This is a genomic window from Micromonospora sp. NPDC049801, from assembly GCF_040656575.1.
In the GTDB taxonomy this organism is placed as follows: Bacteria; Actinomycetota; Actinomycetes; order Mycobacteriales; family Micromonosporaceae; genus Micromonospora.
In genome coordinates this window covers 34,830-52,554 of sequence record NZ_JBFAMS010000026.1, presented here as the reverse complement: position 1 = coordinate 52,554, position 17,725 = coordinate 34,830, and the positions used below count along the sequence as shown (strand labels likewise).

The 17,725-nt window shown below is 71.1% G+C and carries 14 protein-coding genes and 1 pseudogene; 7 read left to right on the top strand and 8 right to left on the bottom strand.

What is annotated here, in order from left to right; translation table 11 throughout:
• Positions 1–26: 26 nt before the first annotated feature.
• Entirely contained in the window at positions 27–1,157 is a 1,131-nt protein-coding gene (locus AB0I89_RS31540; protein WP_357134237.1) for a PP2C family protein-serine/threonine phosphatase, read from the top strand.
• 9 nt (positions 1,158–1,166) lie between these two features.
• Here AB0I89_RS31540 and AB0I89_RS31535 read toward each other — a convergent pair whose 3' ends face one another.
• The 7 genes from AB0I89_RS31535 to AB0I89_RS31505 all read right to left on the bottom strand — a co-directional run bounded on the left by AB0I89_RS31535 (position 1,167) and on the right by AB0I89_RS31505 (position 9,767).
• Positions 1,167–2,651: a sugar transferase gene (locus AB0I89_RS31535; protein WP_357134235.1), complete on the bottom strand. Its 1,485-nt coding sequence runs from the start codon at positions 2,649–2,651 to the stop codon at positions 1,167–1,169.
• Positions 2,652–2,864: 213 nt separating this feature from the next.
• Complete coding sequence (locus tag AB0I89_RS31530; protein WP_357134233.1) at positions 2,865–4,619, bottom strand: substrate-binding domain-containing protein; 1,755 nt, start codon at positions 4,617–4,619, stop codon at positions 2,865–2,867.
• 165 nt (positions 4,620–4,784) lie between these two features.
• A complete protein-coding gene (locus AB0I89_RS31525; protein WP_357134231.1) occupies positions 4,785–5,822 on the bottom strand; it encodes a lactonase family protein in 1,038 nt (345 codons plus the stop codon).
• Positions 5,823–5,935: 113 nt separating this feature from the next.
• Entirely contained in the window at positions 5,936–6,538 is a 603-nt protein-coding gene (locus AB0I89_RS31520) for an ATP/GTP-binding protein (protein WP_357134229.1), read from the bottom strand.
• Positions 6,519–6,908, bottom strand: a complete 390-nt coding sequence (locus AB0I89_RS31515; protein WP_357134227.1) for a DUF742 domain-containing protein — start codon at positions 6,906–6,908, stop codon at positions 6,519–6,521. Before AB0I89_RS31515 ends, AB0I89_RS31520 begins: the two co-directional genes overlap by 20 nt.
• The gene (locus AB0I89_RS31510) at positions 6,898–7,320 is read right to left on the bottom strand and encodes a roadblock/LC7 domain-containing protein (protein WP_357134225.1); all 423 of its coding nucleotides are present in this window, start codon (positions 7,318–7,320) and stop codon (positions 6,898–6,900) included. Before AB0I89_RS31510 ends, AB0I89_RS31515 begins: the two co-directional genes overlap by 11 nt.
• Complete coding sequence (locus AB0I89_RS31505; protein WP_357134223.1) at positions 7,320–9,767, bottom strand: nitrate- and nitrite sensing domain-containing protein; 2,448 nt, start codon at positions 9,765–9,767, stop codon at positions 7,320–7,322. Before AB0I89_RS31505 ends, AB0I89_RS31510 begins: the two co-directional genes overlap by 1 nt.
• A gap of 419 nt (positions 9,768–10,186) precedes the next feature.
• Here AB0I89_RS31505 and AB0I89_RS31500 point away from each other — a divergent pair, with 419 nt between their 5' ends.
• From AB0I89_RS31500 to AB0I89_RS31480, 5 genes are all read left to right on the top strand, one after another.
• A complete protein-coding gene (locus AB0I89_RS31500) occupies positions 10,187–10,786 on the top strand; it encodes a hypothetical protein (RefSeq protein ID WP_357134259.1) in 600 nt (199 codons plus the stop codon).
• 11 nt (positions 10,787–10,797) lie between these two features.
• Positions 10,798–11,850 carry a hypothetical protein gene (locus tag AB0I89_RS31495; RefSeq protein WP_357134221.1) on the top strand — a complete coding sequence of 351 codons (1,053 nt, stop codon included), beginning with the start codon at positions 10,798–10,800 and terminating at the stop codon, positions 11,848–11,850.
• Positions 11,851–12,029: 179 nt separating this feature from the next.
• The gene (locus AB0I89_RS31490) at positions 12,030–13,688 is read left to right on the top strand and encodes a sodium:solute symporter family protein (protein WP_357134219.1); all 1,659 of its coding nucleotides are present in this window, start codon (positions 12,030–12,032) and stop codon (positions 13,686–13,688) included.
• 15 nt (positions 13,689–13,703) lie between these two features.
• Entirely contained in the window at positions 13,704–14,012 is a 309-nt protein-coding gene (locus AB0I89_RS31485) for a hypothetical protein (RefSeq protein WP_357134217.1), read from the top strand.
• 116 nt (positions 14,013–14,128) lie between these two features.
• A complete protein-coding gene (locus tag AB0I89_RS31480; RefSeq protein ID WP_357134215.1) occupies positions 14,129–14,512 on the top strand; it encodes a hypothetical protein in 384 nt (127 codons plus the stop codon).
• A gap of 129 nt (positions 14,513–14,641) precedes the next feature.
• On the opposite strand, the gene AB0I89_RS31475 is transcribed toward AB0I89_RS31480, so the two are convergent.
• Complete coding sequence (locus tag AB0I89_RS31475) at positions 14,642–16,450, bottom strand: glycoside hydrolase family 6 protein (protein ID WP_357134213.1); 1,809 nt, start codon at positions 16,448–16,450, stop codon at positions 14,642–14,644.
• A 592-nt stretch (positions 16,451–17,042) separates the two neighbouring features.
• Here AB0I89_RS31475 and AB0I89_RS31470 point away from each other — a divergent pair.
• Positions 17,043–17,725: pseudogene (locus AB0I89_RS31470) on the top strand (hypothetical protein); the annotation flags it as partial.

Genomic DNA, 17,725 nt, shown 5'->3' with positions numbered 1-17,725 from the left:
GGTCGAGCTCGGATGAAAGAGGCCTGATGAGCGAACCGGTCAATCGGGCACGGCGTACCCTGAACGAGACACCCGCCGACCGTCTCGTGGGTGGGATCCGCACGGTTCTCGACGAGGCGTACGGGATTTCCGAGGCGGAGCTGTACCAGGTCGACTACCGCCTCGCGGAGCTGCTGCCCCTCACCGAAGGTGACTCTCTCCGGGGCGCCGGCCACCCCGCCTGGCGTGCCTTCGACCACCAGTCGCCCGTCCTGGTCGACGGCGTCGCCTGGTTTCCGGTCACCATGCGCGGCGAACGCCGGGGCGTCCTGCGCCTGGCGCCGGTGGTCGACGACCCGGCGGTGCTCGCCGCGCTGGCCGACATCGCCACCTCGCTCGCGCACGAGGTGGCCGCCGTCTCCCCCGGAACCGACGTCTACAGCGTGGCCCGACGCAGCCAGCGGCTCACCCTGGCCGCCGAGATGCAGTGGGACCTGCTGCCCGGCCGGAGCCGGGTCCGCCCCTCGTTCAGCCTGGCCGGGCAGCTCGAACCGGCGTACGCCGTGCGGGGTGACAGCTTCGACTGGTCCGACGACGGGGAACGGCTCTGGCTCTCCACGGTCAACGGCAGCGGTGAGGGTGTCGCGGCATCGCTGCTCACGTCGCTGGCCACCCACGCGCTGCGCAACGCCCGCCGGGCCGGCCTCGGCCTGGGCGATCAGGCCGCCCTCGCCGACCAGGCCATCTACGACGAGTACCGGGGCAAGCGGCACCTCTCCGCGCTGCTGATGGAGCTGGACCTGCGCTCCGGGACGATGACCGTGGTGGACGCCGGCTCGCCACGGCTCGTCCTCCTGCGTCGGGGTGAGGTCACCGAACAGCCGCTGGAGGCGCAGTTCCCGCTCGGCATGTTCGAGGCGACCGACTACCACGAGCAGACGTTCACGCTGGAACGCGGTGACCGGCTGTTCGTCGTCAGCGACGGCGTCGTGAACGCCACCGGGCAGAGCATCCGCTACGGCGAGTCGGCGCTGGACCGGTTCCTGCGGCGGACGGGCCCGATGGAGCCGCTGGACGCCGTCCGGTCGCTCCTCGGCGACCTGCGCGCCTTCGTGGCCGGCGACCTCGTCGACGACGCCGTGGTGGTCTGCCTGGACTGGACCGGCCCGCAGCCGTGAGCGTGACGGTCAGTACGCGCCGCGACTGTTCAGCACCGCCCCGGCGGTCTTCCAGAGGATGGTGAGGTCGGCGGCGAGCGACCAGTTCTCCACGTAGTAGAGATCGAGCCGGATGCCGTCCTCCCAACTGAGGTCGGACCGGCCACTGACCTGCCACAGCCCGGTCATGCCGGGCTTGACCAGCAGTCGCCGGGCCACATCGCCGTCGTAGCGGGCCACCTCGGACGGGAGCGGCGGACGCGGCCCGACGAGGCTCATCTGGCCCAGCAGGACGTTGACCAGCTGTGGCAGCTCGTCCAGCGACCACTTGCGCAGCAGCCGGCCGACCCGGGTCACCCGAGGGTCGTCGCGCATCTTGAACATCAGGCCGTCGGTCTCGTTCCGGGCCACCAACTCGGCGAGCAGCGCGTCGGCGTTGATCACCATCGTCCGGAACTTGAACACCCCGAACTCCTGCCCGCCCCGCCCCACCCGGACCTGCCGGAACAACACCGGCCCCCGGCTGTCCAGCTTGATGGCCAACGCGATGACCGCGATCAGCGGCAGGAGCAGCGCCAGGGCGACCGACGACATCGACCGGTCGACGAAACCCTTGACCAGCTTGCGCGCGCCACGGAACTCCGGCGCCTCGACGTGGATCAGGGGCAGCCCGGCGACCGGGCGGGTGTGGATCCGCGGACCCGCCACGTCGGTGAGCGCGGGGGCCACGACGAGGTCGACGCCGGTCCCCTCCAACTGCCAGCCGAGTCGACGCAGTCGGGCCGCGGTCAGCTCACCGGAGGCGGTCACCGCCACGGTGTCCGCGCCGATCGCGGTCGCGGCCTCCGGGATGCCCCGGAACGACCCCACCACCGGTACGTCACCGAGCCGCTGCGCCACCGGCGCCAGCAGCGCGTCGGGGATACACGCGCCGACCACCTGGTAGCCCGCGTACGGCTCGCGGCGCAGGGTGTGCACCAGTTCCAGGACGTGTGCGGTGTCGCCGACGACGAGCACCCGGCGGGACCAGCCGGCGCCCTTCGAGCGGGCCCGGTGCAGCCGTTTGCGCGCCGCGAACCGGGTCACCTCCAACCCGACCGTACCGACCGCGAAGGAGATGCCGAGGAAACCCCGGGAGACGCCGACGTCGGCGATGTAGCCGGCGATGGCGATCGCGCCGGCCAGTCGCAGGCTCGCCGAGCTGACCCGTCGGTACTCGTCCGCCCCGTAGCCGACGACGCGGTCGTCGTAGCAGCCGAGCGCCTTGAGGGAGATCAGCCAGGCCAGGACCAGGCCGGGAGCCACCAGCACGTACGGGATCTTGGAGCCGACCGGCTCCTCGTCACCGAACCTACCGACGTACCCCACGAGCAGCGCGATGATGAGGACGGTGGTGTCCAGCACCACCAGGACCCGGATGTAGGAACGTTCGTCGGCACGGGCCACCAGTCCGCTCGGACGGTCCCTCGGCGGCGCCGAGGTGTCCGCGGGGGTCAACAGTGTCGCGGTCGTCACCGGCCCTCCCACTCTGCTCAGGACGGCCCCGGCCGACGGGTCGGGCCGAAGGCGGACCGATATTGCCGGAACACGTCGACATCCTGCCCTGACAACTATGACTGCCGATTGCTTCCGACGTATTGCCGTCACTTTTCTTCAATCCCCTGGCCACAAAAGGAACCCGCCGTACCGGTGAGCCGGTACGGCGGGTTCCATTTGCTCAGTGGCGGCTCAGCGCGGGGCTGGCGGACGCCGCGCGATGGCGGTGAGGAAGATGCTGCCGATCTCGCTCGGGTCCTTGGTGACGAAGACGTCCCCGCCGGTCACCTTCGTGATCGACTCCAGTTCGGCCTTGCTGACGCCCTCGCCGATACCGATCATGATGACCTGCACCGGCCGCTCCGGATCGGCGATCTGCTTGAGCTTGGCGAGCAGCTGCTGCTGGTTGATGCCGTTGTCGTCCTCGTTCTTGCCGTCGGTGAACAGCACGATCGAGTTGACCCGGCCGGGCTGCCAGTCCTCCTGCACCGCCTGGTACGCGGCCAGCATCGTGTCGTACAGGCCGGTGTCACCGTTGGACGGCTTGACGGTGGCGAGCGCCCCCTCCAACTGGGCCCGCTGGCCGGAGAGCGGTCCGATCGGCACCAGTTCCCGGTAGTCGCGGTTGCCGACCAGCTTCGTGGAGAAGGTCCACAGACCGATGGACCAGGAGTCGTCGAAGAGCCCGAGGCCGCGCCGGGCCGCGTCGACGGTGACCTCCTCCCGGCTGCGGTTGTTGGCGCTGGGCACCTCGTCCTTCATCGAGCCGGAGACGTCGATGACGGCGAGCATCCGGCCGGACTGGGTGGCGATCGACCAACTGGACACAACGCGCTGTATCGCGGCCGGGTCCAACCCGCCCGCCGCGGTGCCGCCGGCCGCCGGGGCGGTCGACGCGCCACCGGCCGGGCTCGGCGCGCCCTGCGGGGCGTTGAAGCCGGCACCCCAGTTGCCGTCCGGCCCGCGCAGCGACTGCGCCGCCAGGCGGTCCCGGAACTTCGGCGCGGTGAGCAGCTCGTACAGCACCTTCGCCGCCGCCGCCTTGGTCGGCTCGATGCCGGGCAGCACCGCGTACGGGTAGTCCAGCGGCATCGGCGCCGGCTCCATGTAGAGCGCGGCGAGCGGCACCGGAGGCTTCTTGCTGTTGTACGCGATCACGTCTTCCTCGGACAGCGCCGCCGCACCGAGAGCGCTCGCGATGGAGGTCGGGTCCGTGGCGGTCGGGAAGCGGGCGAGGAGGTCGTTGCGGAGCGAGGAGCGACCGGTGGCCAGCGCCCGCAGCGCGCCCACGGTGTTGCGCTGGGCGTCGCCGCCCGCGCCACTGGCGGCCGTGGTCAGCGAGAGCAGGCCGGACAGCCCGGCCGCGTCCCGGGTCGGCTCGACGATCCCGGTCCGCAACGGCTTGCTGCTGTTGACCTGCTTGAGCAGATCGGCCCAGGTGAACTTGGCGTTGGGCCAGCCGAGCCGCGTCGCCACCGGCTCGGGCATCGCCACGACGACGGGGCTGCGCGCGATGGAGGCGCCGTTGGTCGGCGCGAACGCCGTGGCGTCCTTCTTGAGACGCAGCAGCCAGGTCGAGGAGTCCGGCACCCAGACGTCCGGGGTGACGGCCGTGCCGCTGGCCTGGCCGACGCCGGCGAGTACGGCACCGTGCTTGGCGGCCACCACGGCGGCCACGTCAACCGGGTCGGATGCCGAGACATCGACGCGGATGCAGGTGGGGCCGACCGCGGCGCCGTCCTTCACCCACTGCGAGGCGGCGGCGTCCACCGCGGGCGCGAGCTCGGTGGCGACCGCCACGGCGAGTCGGATCTCCCCTGAACAGCTTGGCTGGATCAGCTCCTTGTAACCGAACCAGACGCCGGTGGTGACGACGAGAACCGTCGCCGTCGCGGCGGCGGCTGCTAGATGGAGTTTCGAACGCATTCGATGGCGGCCTGCAGACACGCTGACCATCTTGCGTATTAGGTGCCGTCTCTGCCACATCCGTTCGGACTAAAGTTACGCAGGAGAAACAGTTGATCACCATTTAGCAACAGAGAGTGATGAATCGGCCCCACGGCGTTGCCAAACCTGTCGCGCTCTCGCATTCGCTTCCGTCATTCCGTCCGCTCACGGCAGGACGCACGTCGGGCTCGCCAGCGGTACGGGCTCACCCACCGGAGCCGGTACGCCCGTGCTCGGGTCACGTCGCAACACCCGCACCAGGTCCGCCCGCTCGTCGGCGACGTAGAGATGCTCGCCGATCAGCGCGAAGTGTCGCGGCCACTCCCCGCCGGTGTCCACCTCGGACACCAGCGCGGGCAGCTCACCGGTCAGGTCGAAGACGGCGATGGTGCCGATACCGCGGTTCGCGACGTAGAGCAGACGCCCGTCCGGGTCGACAGCGACCTCCGAGGGCTGCACGTGACCGGTCCGCCCGCTGGCGTCGACCCGGCCACGCTGGTGCAGTGACCCGTCCTCGGACAGCTCGTACGCGGTGACCGTGGCATCCAACTCGCCGACCAGGTAGCAGCGCCGGCCGTCGGGGTGACGGGCCAGGTGCCGGGGCCCGACGCCCGGCGCCGTACGCATCCGCGGTCCGCGCGGCACCAGCCGCCCGCTCGCGTTGTCCAGGTCGTACCGGTAGACCGAGTCGGTGCCGAGGTCCACCGCCAGCAGGGGCTCCCGGTCACGGCCCGGAGAGACCATGTGGGCGTGCGCCCGCTCCTGGCGTTCCGGGTCGGCGCCGTGGCCCTCGTGCACCACGAGATCGGTGCGCTCGCTGGGCACGCCCTGCTCGTCGAGCGGGAAGACCGCGACGCTTCCGCTGCCGTAGTTGGCCGCCACCAGGTGCCCACCGTCGGGCAGCACCGCCAGGTGGCAGGGCTCGGCGCCGCCGGTCGAGAAGCTGCCGAGCGCGTCCAACGCGCCGTCCGAGGAGACCTGCCAGGCGCTGACCAGACCGTCGGTCAACTCGTTGACCGCGTAGAGCACCGGCCGCGTGGGGTGCCGCGCGAGGAACGACGGCGACGGCGTGACCGCCACCGTGCCGAGCGGGGTCAGTGCTCCGGTGGCCGGGTCACGGCGTGCGGCGACGATGCCGTCCGCCCGCCCGCCGCTCTGCGCGGTGTAACCCCCGATGTGGACGATCTCGCCCGGACCAGTCACGCTGCACCCCTTCGCCGACATCCTGGAGTAGATCCAACCAGAGCTGCCCAGGAAGCCGACCGGCTAACCGGCTTTTCGACGCCGGCGCGGTCCGCCGGACCCGCGGTGACGGTTCAGGAGGCCGCCACCGGCTCGCCGCGCTGCCGGGCCACGTGCTCGACCAAGGAGATCAACACCAGCTTGCCGGACTGCCGGTCCCGGGCGTCGCAGAGCACCATCGGCACGTCCGGGTCCAGGTCGAGCGCTCGGCGTACGGTCTCCAGGTCGAAGCGACGGGTGTCCTCGAAACAGTTCACCCCCACCACGAACGGGATGCCACGCTGCTCGAAGTAGTCGATCGACGGGAAGCAGTCGGCCAGCCGCCGGGTGTCGGCGAGCACCACCGCGCCGAGCGCGCCGAAGGCCAGCTCGTCCCAGAGGAACCAGAACCGGTCCTGGCCGGGGGTGCCGAACAGGTACACCTGGAGGTCGTCGTTGATGGTGATCCGGCCGAAGTCCATGGCCACGGTGGTGGTCGTCTTGCCCTCCACCCCCGAGAGGTCGTCGGTGCCGATGCCGGCGTCGGTCAGCACCTCCTCGGTCTGCAACGGCCGGACCTCGCTCAACGCGCTCACCAGCGTCGTCTTGCCGGCGCCGAAGCCCCCCGCGATGAGGATCTTCAGTGCCAGCGGAACGGTGAGGGCTGAGCCCGCCTGGTCATAGCGCACGGAGTCCACTGACCACCGCCTTGAGGATGTCGTCGTTGGGAAGATCGCGGCTGGCCGGCGGCTCGTGCACCGCGACCAGGCCCTGCGCGAGGAGGTCGCCCAGCAGCACCCGGATCACGCCGACCGCGAGGTCCAGCTCGGCCGCCAGCTCGGCCACCGACACCGGGTGACCGGCCAACGCGACCAACCGCCGGTGCTCCGGCGGCAACTGCGGCTGGGCCGCCGGGTCGACGTCCGCGGCGGCCAACACGAACGCGACCAGGTCGAAGCCACCGGCGGCGGAGCGCACCCGGCCGCCGGTGAGCGTGTAAGGGCGGACCACCGGGCCCGCGTCGCCGTCCAGCCACTCGTGCTGGGGGCCGGGCGGCTCAGCCCGCATCACCGGCGTCCGCGGGCGGTCGGGCCGACGCGGTCAGGTTCTCCCCCACCCGAATGACCAGCATCGCCATCTCGTACGCGACCAGGCCGATGTCCGCGTCCGCGTCGCTCACCACGGCCAGGCAGGCGCCCTGGCCGGCGGTGGTGACGAAGAGGTACGCCGATTCCATCTCCACCACGGTCTGCCGGACCGGGCCACCGTCCACGTGGTGGCTCGCGCCCCGAGCCAGGCTGGAGAAGCCGGCGGCGAGCGCGCAGAGGTGCTCGGCGTCGGCGCGTTCCAACTCGGCCGAGGAGCCGAGCAGTAGTCCGTCGGCGGAGAGCACGACCGCCTCCCGGGCGGCCGGCACCCGCTGCACCAGCTCGTCGAGCAACCAGTCGAGGCTGGCGCTCTGCTTCGTCGTTTCCCGCACTAGGCGTCCCTCTCAGTCACTGTCGGTTCGATGGCCTTCGGGGGCGCGGAGGATCCCGAATCGGCGGCGGACCCGGTCTCCGGGGTCGCCACGGATCGCTGAGCCGGGACCGCCGTCGGCGCAGCGGCCGGGATCGCCGGCGCTGCGGAGGGCGGAGGCGCGGGGGCGTGGGTCGGGGCCGCCGGGGCGACCACCGTCGCCCGCCCCCGGGCGGTGCCGGCCTGCAGGGACGCCATCACCCGGCGTACCTCCTCCGGCGAGCGGGGCGACGGCGTGTCGGCGGCGGTGGGCCGGGGCAGGGCGTTGGGGGTACGTCGCCGTACCCGCCGGGGTAGCCCCTCCAGGTCGTCCGCCGCCCCGTCGGAGGGCGGCTCGTCCGTGGCGGCCGGCAGATCGGACGCCGGGCCCGTGGGCAGAACGAGGGTGGGCGGGTCACTGGTGACGACCGGGGCCGAGGTGGTACGACCGGCGCGCGACCGGGGCGCCGTCGTCCGGCGTACGGGTCGGGTCAGTCGCCGGTCACCGGGCGCGGCGTCGAGCGACGCCGGATCGGGGCCGGCCGGTGGCTCGGCGGTGACCAGGTCGGTGGGGATCAGCACCACGGCGGTGACGCCGCCGTCCTCGGGGGACCGCAGTCGCACGCGTACGGAGTGCCGCGCCGCCAGCCGGGCCACCACGAACAGACCGAGGCGGGCGCTCTGCGCCGGATCGAACTCGGGCGAGCTGGTCAGCCGGGTGTTGGCGTTCTCGAGCGCGGTGGCGGACATGCCCAGCCCCTGATCGGTGACCGACAGGACGTACCCGTCGGCGACCTGCTCCCCGGTGATGGTCACCCGCGTGTCCGGCGGGGAGAAGGCGGTGGCGTTCTCGACCAGCTCGGCGAGCAGGTGGATGATGTCGCCCACCGCCCGGCCCAGCACACCGGCCGGCTGTACGACGGTGATGTCCACCCGGTCGTACGCCTCGACCTCGCTGATCGCCCCCCGGACCAGGTCGACCATCGCGACCGGGTGGCGCCACCCCCGGCCCGGCGCGGAGCCGGCCAGGATGACCAGGTCCTCGGCGTGCCGGCGGAGCCGGGTGGCCAGGTGGTCCACCTGGAACAGCTCGGCCAGCTCGTCCGGGTCCTCGGCGCGTCGCTCCATCCGGTCCAGCAGGTGCAACTGCCGGTGCACCAGGCCCTGGCTGCGGCGGGCGATGTTGAGGAACACCTCGTTGAGCCCCCGGCGCAGGGTGACCTCGTCCACGGCCGCCTGGACGGCGGTGCGCTGCACCTCGGTGAAGGCCCGCCCGACCTCGCCGATCTCGTCGTGGCCGTACTCCAGGGGTGGCGCCTCCCGGGCGACGTCGACGTGCTCGCCGCGACGCAGCCGGGCCACCACGTCGGGCAGCCGGTGCTCGGCCAGTTCGAGGGCCGCGGTACGGACTCCGCTGAGCCGCCGGACCAGGGTGCGGCCGACCCGCAGCGCCACCAGCACCGAGACCACCACGGCGACGAGACCGAGCACCCCGGCGGCGGCGAGTCGGACCAGGATCCCGACCGCCATCGGCACCGAGCGGTCGGTGAGGTTGTCGGCCTCGGCCAGCTCGAAGTCGCGCAACTCCTGCTGTACGGCGTCGTGGCTGGCCTGCCACGCCGCGGCGTCCACCGGTGGCCGACCGGACCGGTTGGCGCCGATCAGCGCGTCCTGCATGGCCCGCAGGCTGGTGAAGTCGGGACTCTCGGTGAGCCGCTGGTACGCGGCCCGCGCGGTTTCGGGCAGGTCGGCCACCGCGCTCTCGGTGAGCCACCGCTGGTTGCCGATGGTCTGCACGAGCAGCGCGTGCTCCCCGTTGCCGAACTTCCCGGCGGTCAGCACACCGGCCAGCATCGCGTCCGTCTGGCCCAGCAGCTCGCGGGACCGGCCCAGTGTGGTGAGGGCCAGCGCCTGCCGGTTGATGCCGGGGTCACTCAGGCTCGCCAGGGCGGAGAACGCCTGGAAGGCCGCCGAGACCATGCCGCTGTAGAGGCCGATCGCGCCCGCGCGGTCCATCATCCCGTCGTCGATGAAGTCCCGCCCGGTCGGCAACGCCGCCAGGGCGGTGACCAGCCGGTCGACGCGGTCCTCCAGCAGGTCGTCGGCGGCGGAGCGCAGCGCCTCCCCGTCGACCCGGCGACGCAGCTCGGCGACCGCCCGGTCGGTACGCAGGCGCTGCTCGGCCAACGCGGGCAGTTCGGTGTCGCCGGCGAGCTGCACCACCGAGAGACGACGCTCGCGTTGCAGCTCGGTCACCACCACCTCGCCGGGGCGGCCCAGGTCGTAGAGGAGGGTCCGCGCGGAGAGCAGGTTCAGGGCGGGCCCGAAGGTCAACGTCGTCGCGAAGATCCACAGCGCGAGGAGCGCGGACACCGGCGCGACGACCAATGCGGTCAGCTTCGAGCGGATAGGCCAGTCGCGGGTTCTCATCAGACCTCGCCCGTCAAGGGTGGCAGGAGGGGCGCCGGCACCGCCGGGCAGCGCGCTCGCCGGTCGCGTACCCGGTCGTCGGGCCGGGCACCGGCGCGCGCGCCTTGGGCAGGATACGTAATCACGCCCGGTTGCACTACCGCCGTCGGACGGCATCCGGGCTGCGGAGCGCGCCCTCGCGAGTACGGGAAGCGCCCCGCTGTCGCGCTCCCCCGGGCGCTGGTGCTGGGCCGGAAAGGATCAGACGTCGGGGGCGATGCCGTACGACGGGGGCCAGTCCACCCACTCGGACTATCTGGAATGAGTCAGGTTTCTGTCAGCTACCGCCACGGTCGGACCGCGATCGGCGAGGAAAGTCCCCCGGATCGGGATTGGCGATCAGTACGCGGAGGGAATACCAGATGACGAAGGAGGAGCCCATGTCGCCCACGCAGATAGTCGTCATCGTGCTCGTCGTGCTGGTGATCATCGCGGCGATCGCCGTGGCCGTCCGGACGATCGGTCGCCGCCGCGCGCTGCAGAGCCGGTTCGGACCGGAGTACGACCGGGTGGTGCAGGAGCAGGAGAGCCGGTCCGCCGCGGAGCGTGAGCTACGCGACCGGGAGCGCCGGCACGCCGATCTCACGCTCACCCCGCTCAGCCCGGAGTCGCGGGCGCGGTACGCCGCCGCCTGGGAGGAGCTCCAGATCCGCTTCATCGACTCGCCGGGTGAGACCGTGGGCGACGCGGACGAACTGGTCACCCGACTCATCGAGGAGCAGGGCTACCCGACCGGAGACTTCTCCGACCAGATCGCCCACCTCTCCGTCGAGCACGCCCGCACCCTGACCAACTACCGGGACGCGCACGAGATCCACCTGCGCAACTCGCGGGGTGAGGCGACCACCGAGGAACTGCGTCAGGCGGTCGTGCACTACCGGGCCCTCTTCGCCGACCTGCTCGGCGAAGAGCCCGTCGGTCAGCGCACGCCCGAACAGCGTTCCCACCCGGACACTCCGCACGACGCCACGAGCCGCTGAGGAGGCCACCGATGCGCCACGAAGAGCAGCAGGTGAGCAACGACCATCCGGAGGCCGTCCGGTCCGCGCCGGTGCCGGTCCCGCCGACCGGTGACCGGGCCGCCCACTCGGACGTACCCGAGGACTCCCTGGACGACCGGGGCACCTTCGACGATCCGACCATCGGCGACGAGCGGAGCGCCGACGACGTCCCGACCACCGACCACGAGCGGGCCAATGGCACCGATCCGAGCGTTCGCCATGACCGGGCCGACGACGAGGGTGACTTCCACGAGCCGGGTCCGCTGCCGACCGCGTTCGGCGCCACCACGGTCGCCGACGCGGTGGCCGCGTCCGCCCTGGCCAGCCCACGCCCACAGGACCAGCCCGACCCGCGGGCCGAGCGGACCGCCGCGCCGGGCGACGGCGCCGAGGACGGCGAGCGGGAGGGCCTGCGCGCCGACCCCACCGCCGAACTGCACCGCCGCGACGGCTTCGCGGAGACCGACGTTGACCCGACACCGGACGCCGACGAGGCGGCCGACGTGGACATCGACGACCGACGGGACGGGACCGACAGCGCGCGAACCGTCGTCGTGCCGGGGAGCACGGAGGGCGCGCCGGAGCGTCGAAGCGACCTGACCGACTGGGCTGGCGATCCGGACGCGGCCACGGCGGGCGCGGCCGGCTACGGCAGCGCGTCGCCGGAGCTGGTGGACCCGGACGCGGACGGCGAACCGGTCGCGACCGAGGGCACCTCGACCTCACTGGAGTCGGCCGGCACCTCGCGACCCGCCGGTTCGACCGTCGCCACCGACGCGGCCACGCTCCTGGACGGGGACACCGCACAGGGTTTCCGGGACCGCTGGCGGGACGTGCAACTACGGTTCGTCGACGATCCTTCCGCCGCGGCGGGCGAGGCGCAGGCCCTGGTCGAGGAGGCCATTCAGGCACTCGCCTCGGCGCTCGCGGCGCAGAAGAACACGCTGGGCGGCTGGCAGGACGCCGGCTCGGCGGACACCGAGCAACTGCGCATGGCGGTCCGTAACTACCGGGACTTCCTGGACCGCGTTCTGGGTCGCTGAAACAACACGATCGCAAGGGGCGCTCCGGCCTACGGGTGGGGGCGCCCCTTCGCGCGCACCGACATCGCACGAGTGGGGGCGAACACACCGCCGGCGACGCAGAGGCGTGAAACCTCGCGGAGCGGGTAATAGGGCGCGCGCATCGAATGCGGTGCCCACGTCGGACGAGGGGTGACGAGATGGACGGCGGCGGCCTCCGGCTCAACATGAACGGGCTGGACTATCTGATCCTCGCGCTGTACTTCGTCACCGTCCTCGGAGTCGGCTTCGCCGCCCGCCGGGCGATCCGGACCAGCGTCGACTTCTTCCTCTCCGGCCGTTCCCTGCCGGCCTGGGTGACCGGCCTCGCCTTCGTCTCGGCGAACCTCGGGGCACTGGAGATCATCGGTATGGCGGCCAACGGCGCCCAGTACGGCGTCATGACGGTCCACTACTACTGGATCGGCGCGGTGCCGGCGATGGTCTTCCTGGGCATCGTGATGATGCCCTTCTACTACGGCTCCAAGGTCCGCAGCGTCCCCGAGTACCTGCGGTTGCGCTTCAACCGACCGACCCACCTGCTGAACGCGCTCAGCTTCGCCGTCGCCCAGGTGCTGATCGCCGGTGTGAACCTCTACGCGCTGGCCCTGGTCATGCAGGCGCTGCTCGGCTGGCCGCTCTGGACGGCGATCGTGGTCGGCGCGGCGATCGTGCTGGCGTACATCACCATCGGTGGCCTGTCCGGGGCCATCTACAACGAGGTGCTCCAGTTCTTCGTCATCCTGGCCGGCCTCATCCCGGTCACCGTGATCGGTCTGGTCAAGGTCGGCGGCGTGAGTGGGCTGATGGACGCGGTCCGCGACTCGAAGCTCGGCGAGGCGGGTCTACACGCCTGGCAGGACACCGCCAGCACCGACAACCCCCTCGGCGCGCAGTGGATCGGCATCGTCTTCGGCCTCGGTTTCGTGCTCTCGTTCGGCTACTGGACGACGAACTTCGCCGAGGTGCAGCGGGCCCTGTCGGCCAAGAACATGAGCGCCGCCCGACGTACGCCGATCATCGCCGCGTACCCGAAGCTGTTCATCCCGCTGGTCACGATCATCCCGGGCCTGGTCGCCCTGGTGACGGTCAAGGGCCTCGGCGCGGAGAGCGGCGACCTGCAGTACAACAACGCCATCCCGCTGCTGATGCGGGACCTGCTGCCCAACGGCGTGCTCGGGGTGGCGGTCACCGGCCTGCTCGCGTCGTTCATGGCCGGCATGGCGGCCAACGTGAGCGGCTTCAACACCGTCTTCACCTACGACATCTGGCAGTCGTACGTCCGGCGCGGCCGGTCCGACGACTACTACCTGCGGATCGGCCGGTGGGCGACCGTCGCGGCCGTGGTGATCGGCATCGGGACGGCGTTCATCGCCTCCGGGTTCAGCAACATCATGAACTACATCCAGGCGCTCTTCTCCCTGTTCAACGCGCCGCTGTTCGCCACCTTCATCATCGGCATGTTCTGGAAGCGGATGAGCGCCCTCGCGGGCTTCTGGTCGCTGCTGCTCGGCACCCTGGCGTCGCTGGTGACGTACCTGCTCTACAAGGGCGGCGTGATCGGCTTCAACTCCGACCTGGAGGAGAGCTTCTGGGGCGCCGGCATCGCGTTCGTCACCGTGGCGGTGGTTGCCGCCATCCTCACCCCGCTCACCGCGCCCAAGCGCGACGAGGATCTGCGCGGGCTGGTCTACGGGATGGGCGGCGTCGACCTGAAGGGCGACGTGCTCGCCGGGGACGCCGTCTGGTACCGCTCCCCCGTGCTGCTCGGCCTGGTCGCGGTCGCGCTGGCCGCACTCTTCTACATCCCGGTCTTCTAGGAAAGGAGTCGGCAGATGAGCAACGACGGCCAGCCGGCGCAGGACCCGCTGATCGACGAGACGCAGTCGGAGGAGCGCCGCTCCGCCGCCGCCCGTCTGTTCGACATCCGTCGCGTGATCGGTGGGCTCTTCGTGGCGTACGGGATCATCGTGACGCTGATCGGCATCTTCGACAGTCGAGCCGAGATCGACAAGGCCGAGGGTGTCCGCATCAACCTGTGGGCCGGCCTGGTGATGCTCGCCTTCGGGCTGGTCATGCTGCTCTGGCAGTGGCTGCGGCCGGCGGAGGCGCCGTCCGCGAACGAGCCCCAAGCCGACCACTGAACTCCGGTCCGCCGCCGACGCCGTCCACCGGGACGGCGCCGGTGCCGCGCATGGGCACCCGCGCACGGGGTACGCGGCGGGGATCAGGCACCGTGTCGGACACAGGAGGCAGCACCATGACCGATCGCGACCGCCGACCGCTGGAGGAGAGCCCGCAAACGGCCGCTGCGGTGGACGACGACAGCACCGTCCCGGAGCTGCGGACCGGGGGTGGCCCCGACCGCGACACGCCGACCTTCACCGAACCCCGCGAGCGGCAGCCGGACCTTGCCCCGGACACCGACGACCTGATCGGCGACCCGTACGCCGCCGGGACCGGCGCGACCGGGACGGGCACCGGCGCGGGCGGCGACAACATCCGTACCGGCGGCGAGCAGCCCTGGGAACCGGAGGACCTGGTGATGGCCCGTGGGCAGGACCTCACCCCGGAGAACCTGGACAAGGCCCGCCGCGACCTGGCCGAACACGGCCGCGCGGCGATCGAACGCACCGTGCCCTGACCCGGGACAGACGCGGAAAAGGGGGGTCCCCGGCCCGACCGTGATGGTCGGACCGGGGACCCCGGGGAAACCTGCCCCCGGCAGTGCCTCACCTACTGCCGGAGGCGGGTTGGCGCGTGAGCTACCCGATCAGAGCGCCGGGTAGGCGTTCTGCATCAGCTCCCGGAACTGGGCCGAGAACCACGCCCCGGAGATCGGCGCGTTCCCCAGCGCCCCGCTCGGGTTGTTGCCGTTGCGGGCGTTACCGCCGTACGTCGGGTCGCACATCCGGTCGAAGCCCTTGCCCTCGTTGTTCGGGATCTCCGAGCTGGAGCCGTCCGACTCGCCCGGAGGCTTCACCCAGACGTAGGCGTCGATGCCCGTAGCCGGGTTCGCCCGCGGCCGCTCGCCGAGACCCGCGCCGGCCTGGTTGCACCAGTTACCGGCGTGCGCCCGACGGTCGATCCGGCCACCGTTGACGTACGTGTCGACGCTGGTCGTCGCGCCCGGGCCGGTGGGCCGGTTGGCGCCGCCCCAGCCGTTGCGGGACGTGTCGATCAGCATGCCGATGTTGGAGTTGAAGCCCAACGACACCAGCTTGGTCCGGAACGCCTGGGCGAAGGACAGCTCGTCGACGTAGTAGTTCCAGTCGATCCACTTGGACTGCCGCACCGTCTGGCCGTTCACGTTGTCGGTGACCTTGAAGTACGGCTCGGTGAGCGCCGAGTAGTTGGCGGTGTTGGTGATGAAGCCGTGCACGTTGTTGACCGTGCTGCCGGAGGCGACAGCGGCGGTCTTCAGGATCTCGGCGGTCGGGCCGAAGTTGGAGTCCCAGCCGAGCCAGCCGTGGTGGCCGGCGTCGATGTAGTTGTAGACGTTACCGATCGCGCCCAGCTTGGCGAGGGCGTAGCCGACACCGTTGACGTACGCGCCGTTGGCCTTGACCGTGTCGCACATGACCGTGCCGCCGGGCTGACCCGAGGTGTTGGTCACGATGTTCGGCAGCGAGTCGATCTCGATGATGTTGATGATCCGGATGTTCCGGTACTTCGAGTCGGACTGGATCGCGGCGATCGGGTCGATGTACTCGGACTTGTACCGGGGCAGCTCGTCCGGGCCCAGCTCACCGTTGGAGGAGAGCGCCGAGCAGTCGCGGCCGGGCAGGTTGTAGATCACGAACTGGATGTAACCGGCGCCCTGGCGCAGCGCCTCGTCCAGGTGGTCCTTCACCCCGAAGGCCCCGTTTGAGCTGCTGTTCGGCGTGCCGTTGATCGCGGCGATCCGGTCCAGCCACACGGCGGTGGGGTTGTTCGAGACGCGGCTACCGCCGGGCTCGGCGTCCGCCTTGGCCTTCCACTCCGGGTTCACGTACCCGGGCACACCGGCGTACGGGTTGTCGACCTTCACACCGGGGGGCGGGGTGGTCGGCGGCGGCCCCGTCGTGGGCGGCGGGGTCGTGGGGGGAGGCGTGGTGGGCGGAGGCGTGGTCGGCGGAGGCGTGGTGGGCGGCGGGGTGGTCGGGTTGCCGGTGCCACCGTTGCAGACCACACCGTTCAGGGTGAACGAGGTCGGCTTCGGGTTGCTGCCGCTCCACGCTCCGTTGAACCCGAGGGTCGTCGACGCGCCGGTCGCGAGGGTGCCGTTGTAGGACATGCTGCGGGCCGTGACCTGGCTGCCGGACTGGGTGTACGTGGCCGACCAGCCCTGCTGCACGCGCTGGCTGGAGTTGGGGAAGGTCCAGCCCAGCGTCCAACCGTTGACCGGGTCGCCGAGGTTCTTGATGGTGATGTTGGCGGTGAAGCCACCCTGCCAGTCATTGGTCGTGTACGCGATGTCGCACTGCGTCGCGGCCTGCGCCGCGGTGACCGGGATCGTCACCAGCCCGCCGGCGACCAGAACGCCCGCGCCGGCGAGCGCGAGGGTCCGGCGGGGGCCGGACAGCCTTCTCCACACATTCATGCCACTGATCTCCTTGGGCGAGACCGGGCCCGCGTTCGGCCCGGCGAGACGGCCCGGCGGGCGTCCTGCACGGACGGCCTCCGGCGCCACGGGATTCTTTGGGGTGCCCGACCCGGACGGGCGGTGGTGGTGGTTGGTGGTGATTGGCCGGCGCGTGGCCGACCGATCGGCGGCCGGTTGTCGTCCGGTGAACCGGATGCCCTCGACGCCCCGCCTGCGCGGTGTGGCTCCCCCGAAACCGCGTGCGCCGATTCTTGCATGGGAGCGCTTCCATGGCAATGGCTCGATGCGCCGCCGCCCTCGACTCGGACGATACCCCCGAGGTGACGCGGGCGGCGCCAGCCGTCCGTTACCGGTCGAGCCTCACTGGTAGCGCGCGGCGGGTCGGGAATGCCGCGACCAACCCGGCCGGGCGGTGAGCGCCCGCCGCGGCACGGCGGGCAAAGAAAGCCGCGTATCACTCCTTCGCCTCTTACCACCAGCAAAGGTCAAAACGCGAATCTTTCACTTCATAAGTCATGAAACGGTCTAACGTCGGTCTTAGCTCGGTTGTCGCCGGGCTCAGGACAACAGGGATGGAGTGACGCAGGTCATGGCTAAGAAGATGCTCGGGAAGGTCGTTGCGGGCGCCGCCCTCGGTGGCGCGTCCCTCCTGGTGTTCGCGCCAGGGATCGCGTTCGCTGACGGTCACCACGACGAGGACGGCAAGGTCTACGCCAAGCCGCACATCGTGAAGGCCGGCGACGAGGTCAAGCTCCTCGAGATCTGCCCGGATCGCCAGGAGCACGCCTACGTGTGGTCCAAGGTCACCGGCAAGGTCAAGCTCAAGCCGGCGCGCGACGACCGGGGCGAGGACCGCGGCGAGTGGAGCGAGGAGGACGACTCCTACGACCACGACGACAAGGGCAAGGACGAGCACGGCAAGGACGACGACAAGGGCAAGGACGAGCACGGCAAGGACGACAAGGGCAAGGACCACGAAGGCAAGGGCGACGAAGGCAAGGACGACGAAGGCAAGGACGACAAGGGCAAGGACGACAAGGGCAAGGGTGAGCACGGCGACGCCCAGCCCGGCGGCCAGGGCGGTGGCGCTGCCGCCGACGCCTATGAGGACGAGGACAGCAAGGACTGGAAGGGCGAGGAGCACGGCCAGGACGCCCAGGACGACGAAGGCAAGAAGGACTGGGACTCCAAGGACGAGGACAAGAAGGACTGGGAGTCCAAGGACGAAGACAAGAAGGACTGGGAGTCCAAGGACGAAGACAAGAAGGACTG

Coding starts and splice junctions, on each gene's coding strand:
- AB0I89_RS31540 (WP_357134237.1), top strand. CDS start 27: ATGAGCGAACCGGTCAATCGGGCACGGCGTACCCTGAACGAGACACCC.
- AB0I89_RS31515 (WP_357134227.1), bottom strand. CDS start 6,908: ATGCGGGCTGAGCCGCCCGGCCCCCAGCACGAGTGGCTGGACGGCGAC.
- AB0I89_RS31505 (WP_357134223.1), bottom strand. CDS start 9,767: ATGAGAACCCGCGACTGGCCTATCCGCTCGAAGCTGACCGCATTGGTC.
- AB0I89_RS31500 (WP_357134259.1), top strand. CDS start 10,187: ATGTCGCCCACGCAGATAGTCGTCATCGTGCTCGTCGTGCTGGTGATC.
- AB0I89_RS31495 (WP_357134221.1), top strand. CDS start 10,798: ATGCGCCACGAAGAGCAGCAGGTGAGCAACGACCATCCGGAGGCCGTC.
- AB0I89_RS31490 (WP_357134219.1), top strand. CDS start 12,030: ATGGACGGCGGCGGCCTCCGGCTCAACATGAACGGGCTGGACTATCTG.
- AB0I89_RS31485 (WP_357134217.1), top strand. CDS start 13,704: ATGAGCAACGACGGCCAGCCGGCGCAGGACCCGCTGATCGACGAGACG.
- AB0I89_RS31480 (WP_357134215.1), top strand. CDS start 14,129: ATGACCGATCGCGACCGCCGACCGCTGGAGGAGAGCCCGCAAACGGCC.
- AB0I89_RS31475 (WP_357134213.1), bottom strand. CDS start 16,450: ATGAATGTGTGGAGAAGGCTGTCCGGCCCCCGCCGGACCCTCGCGCTC.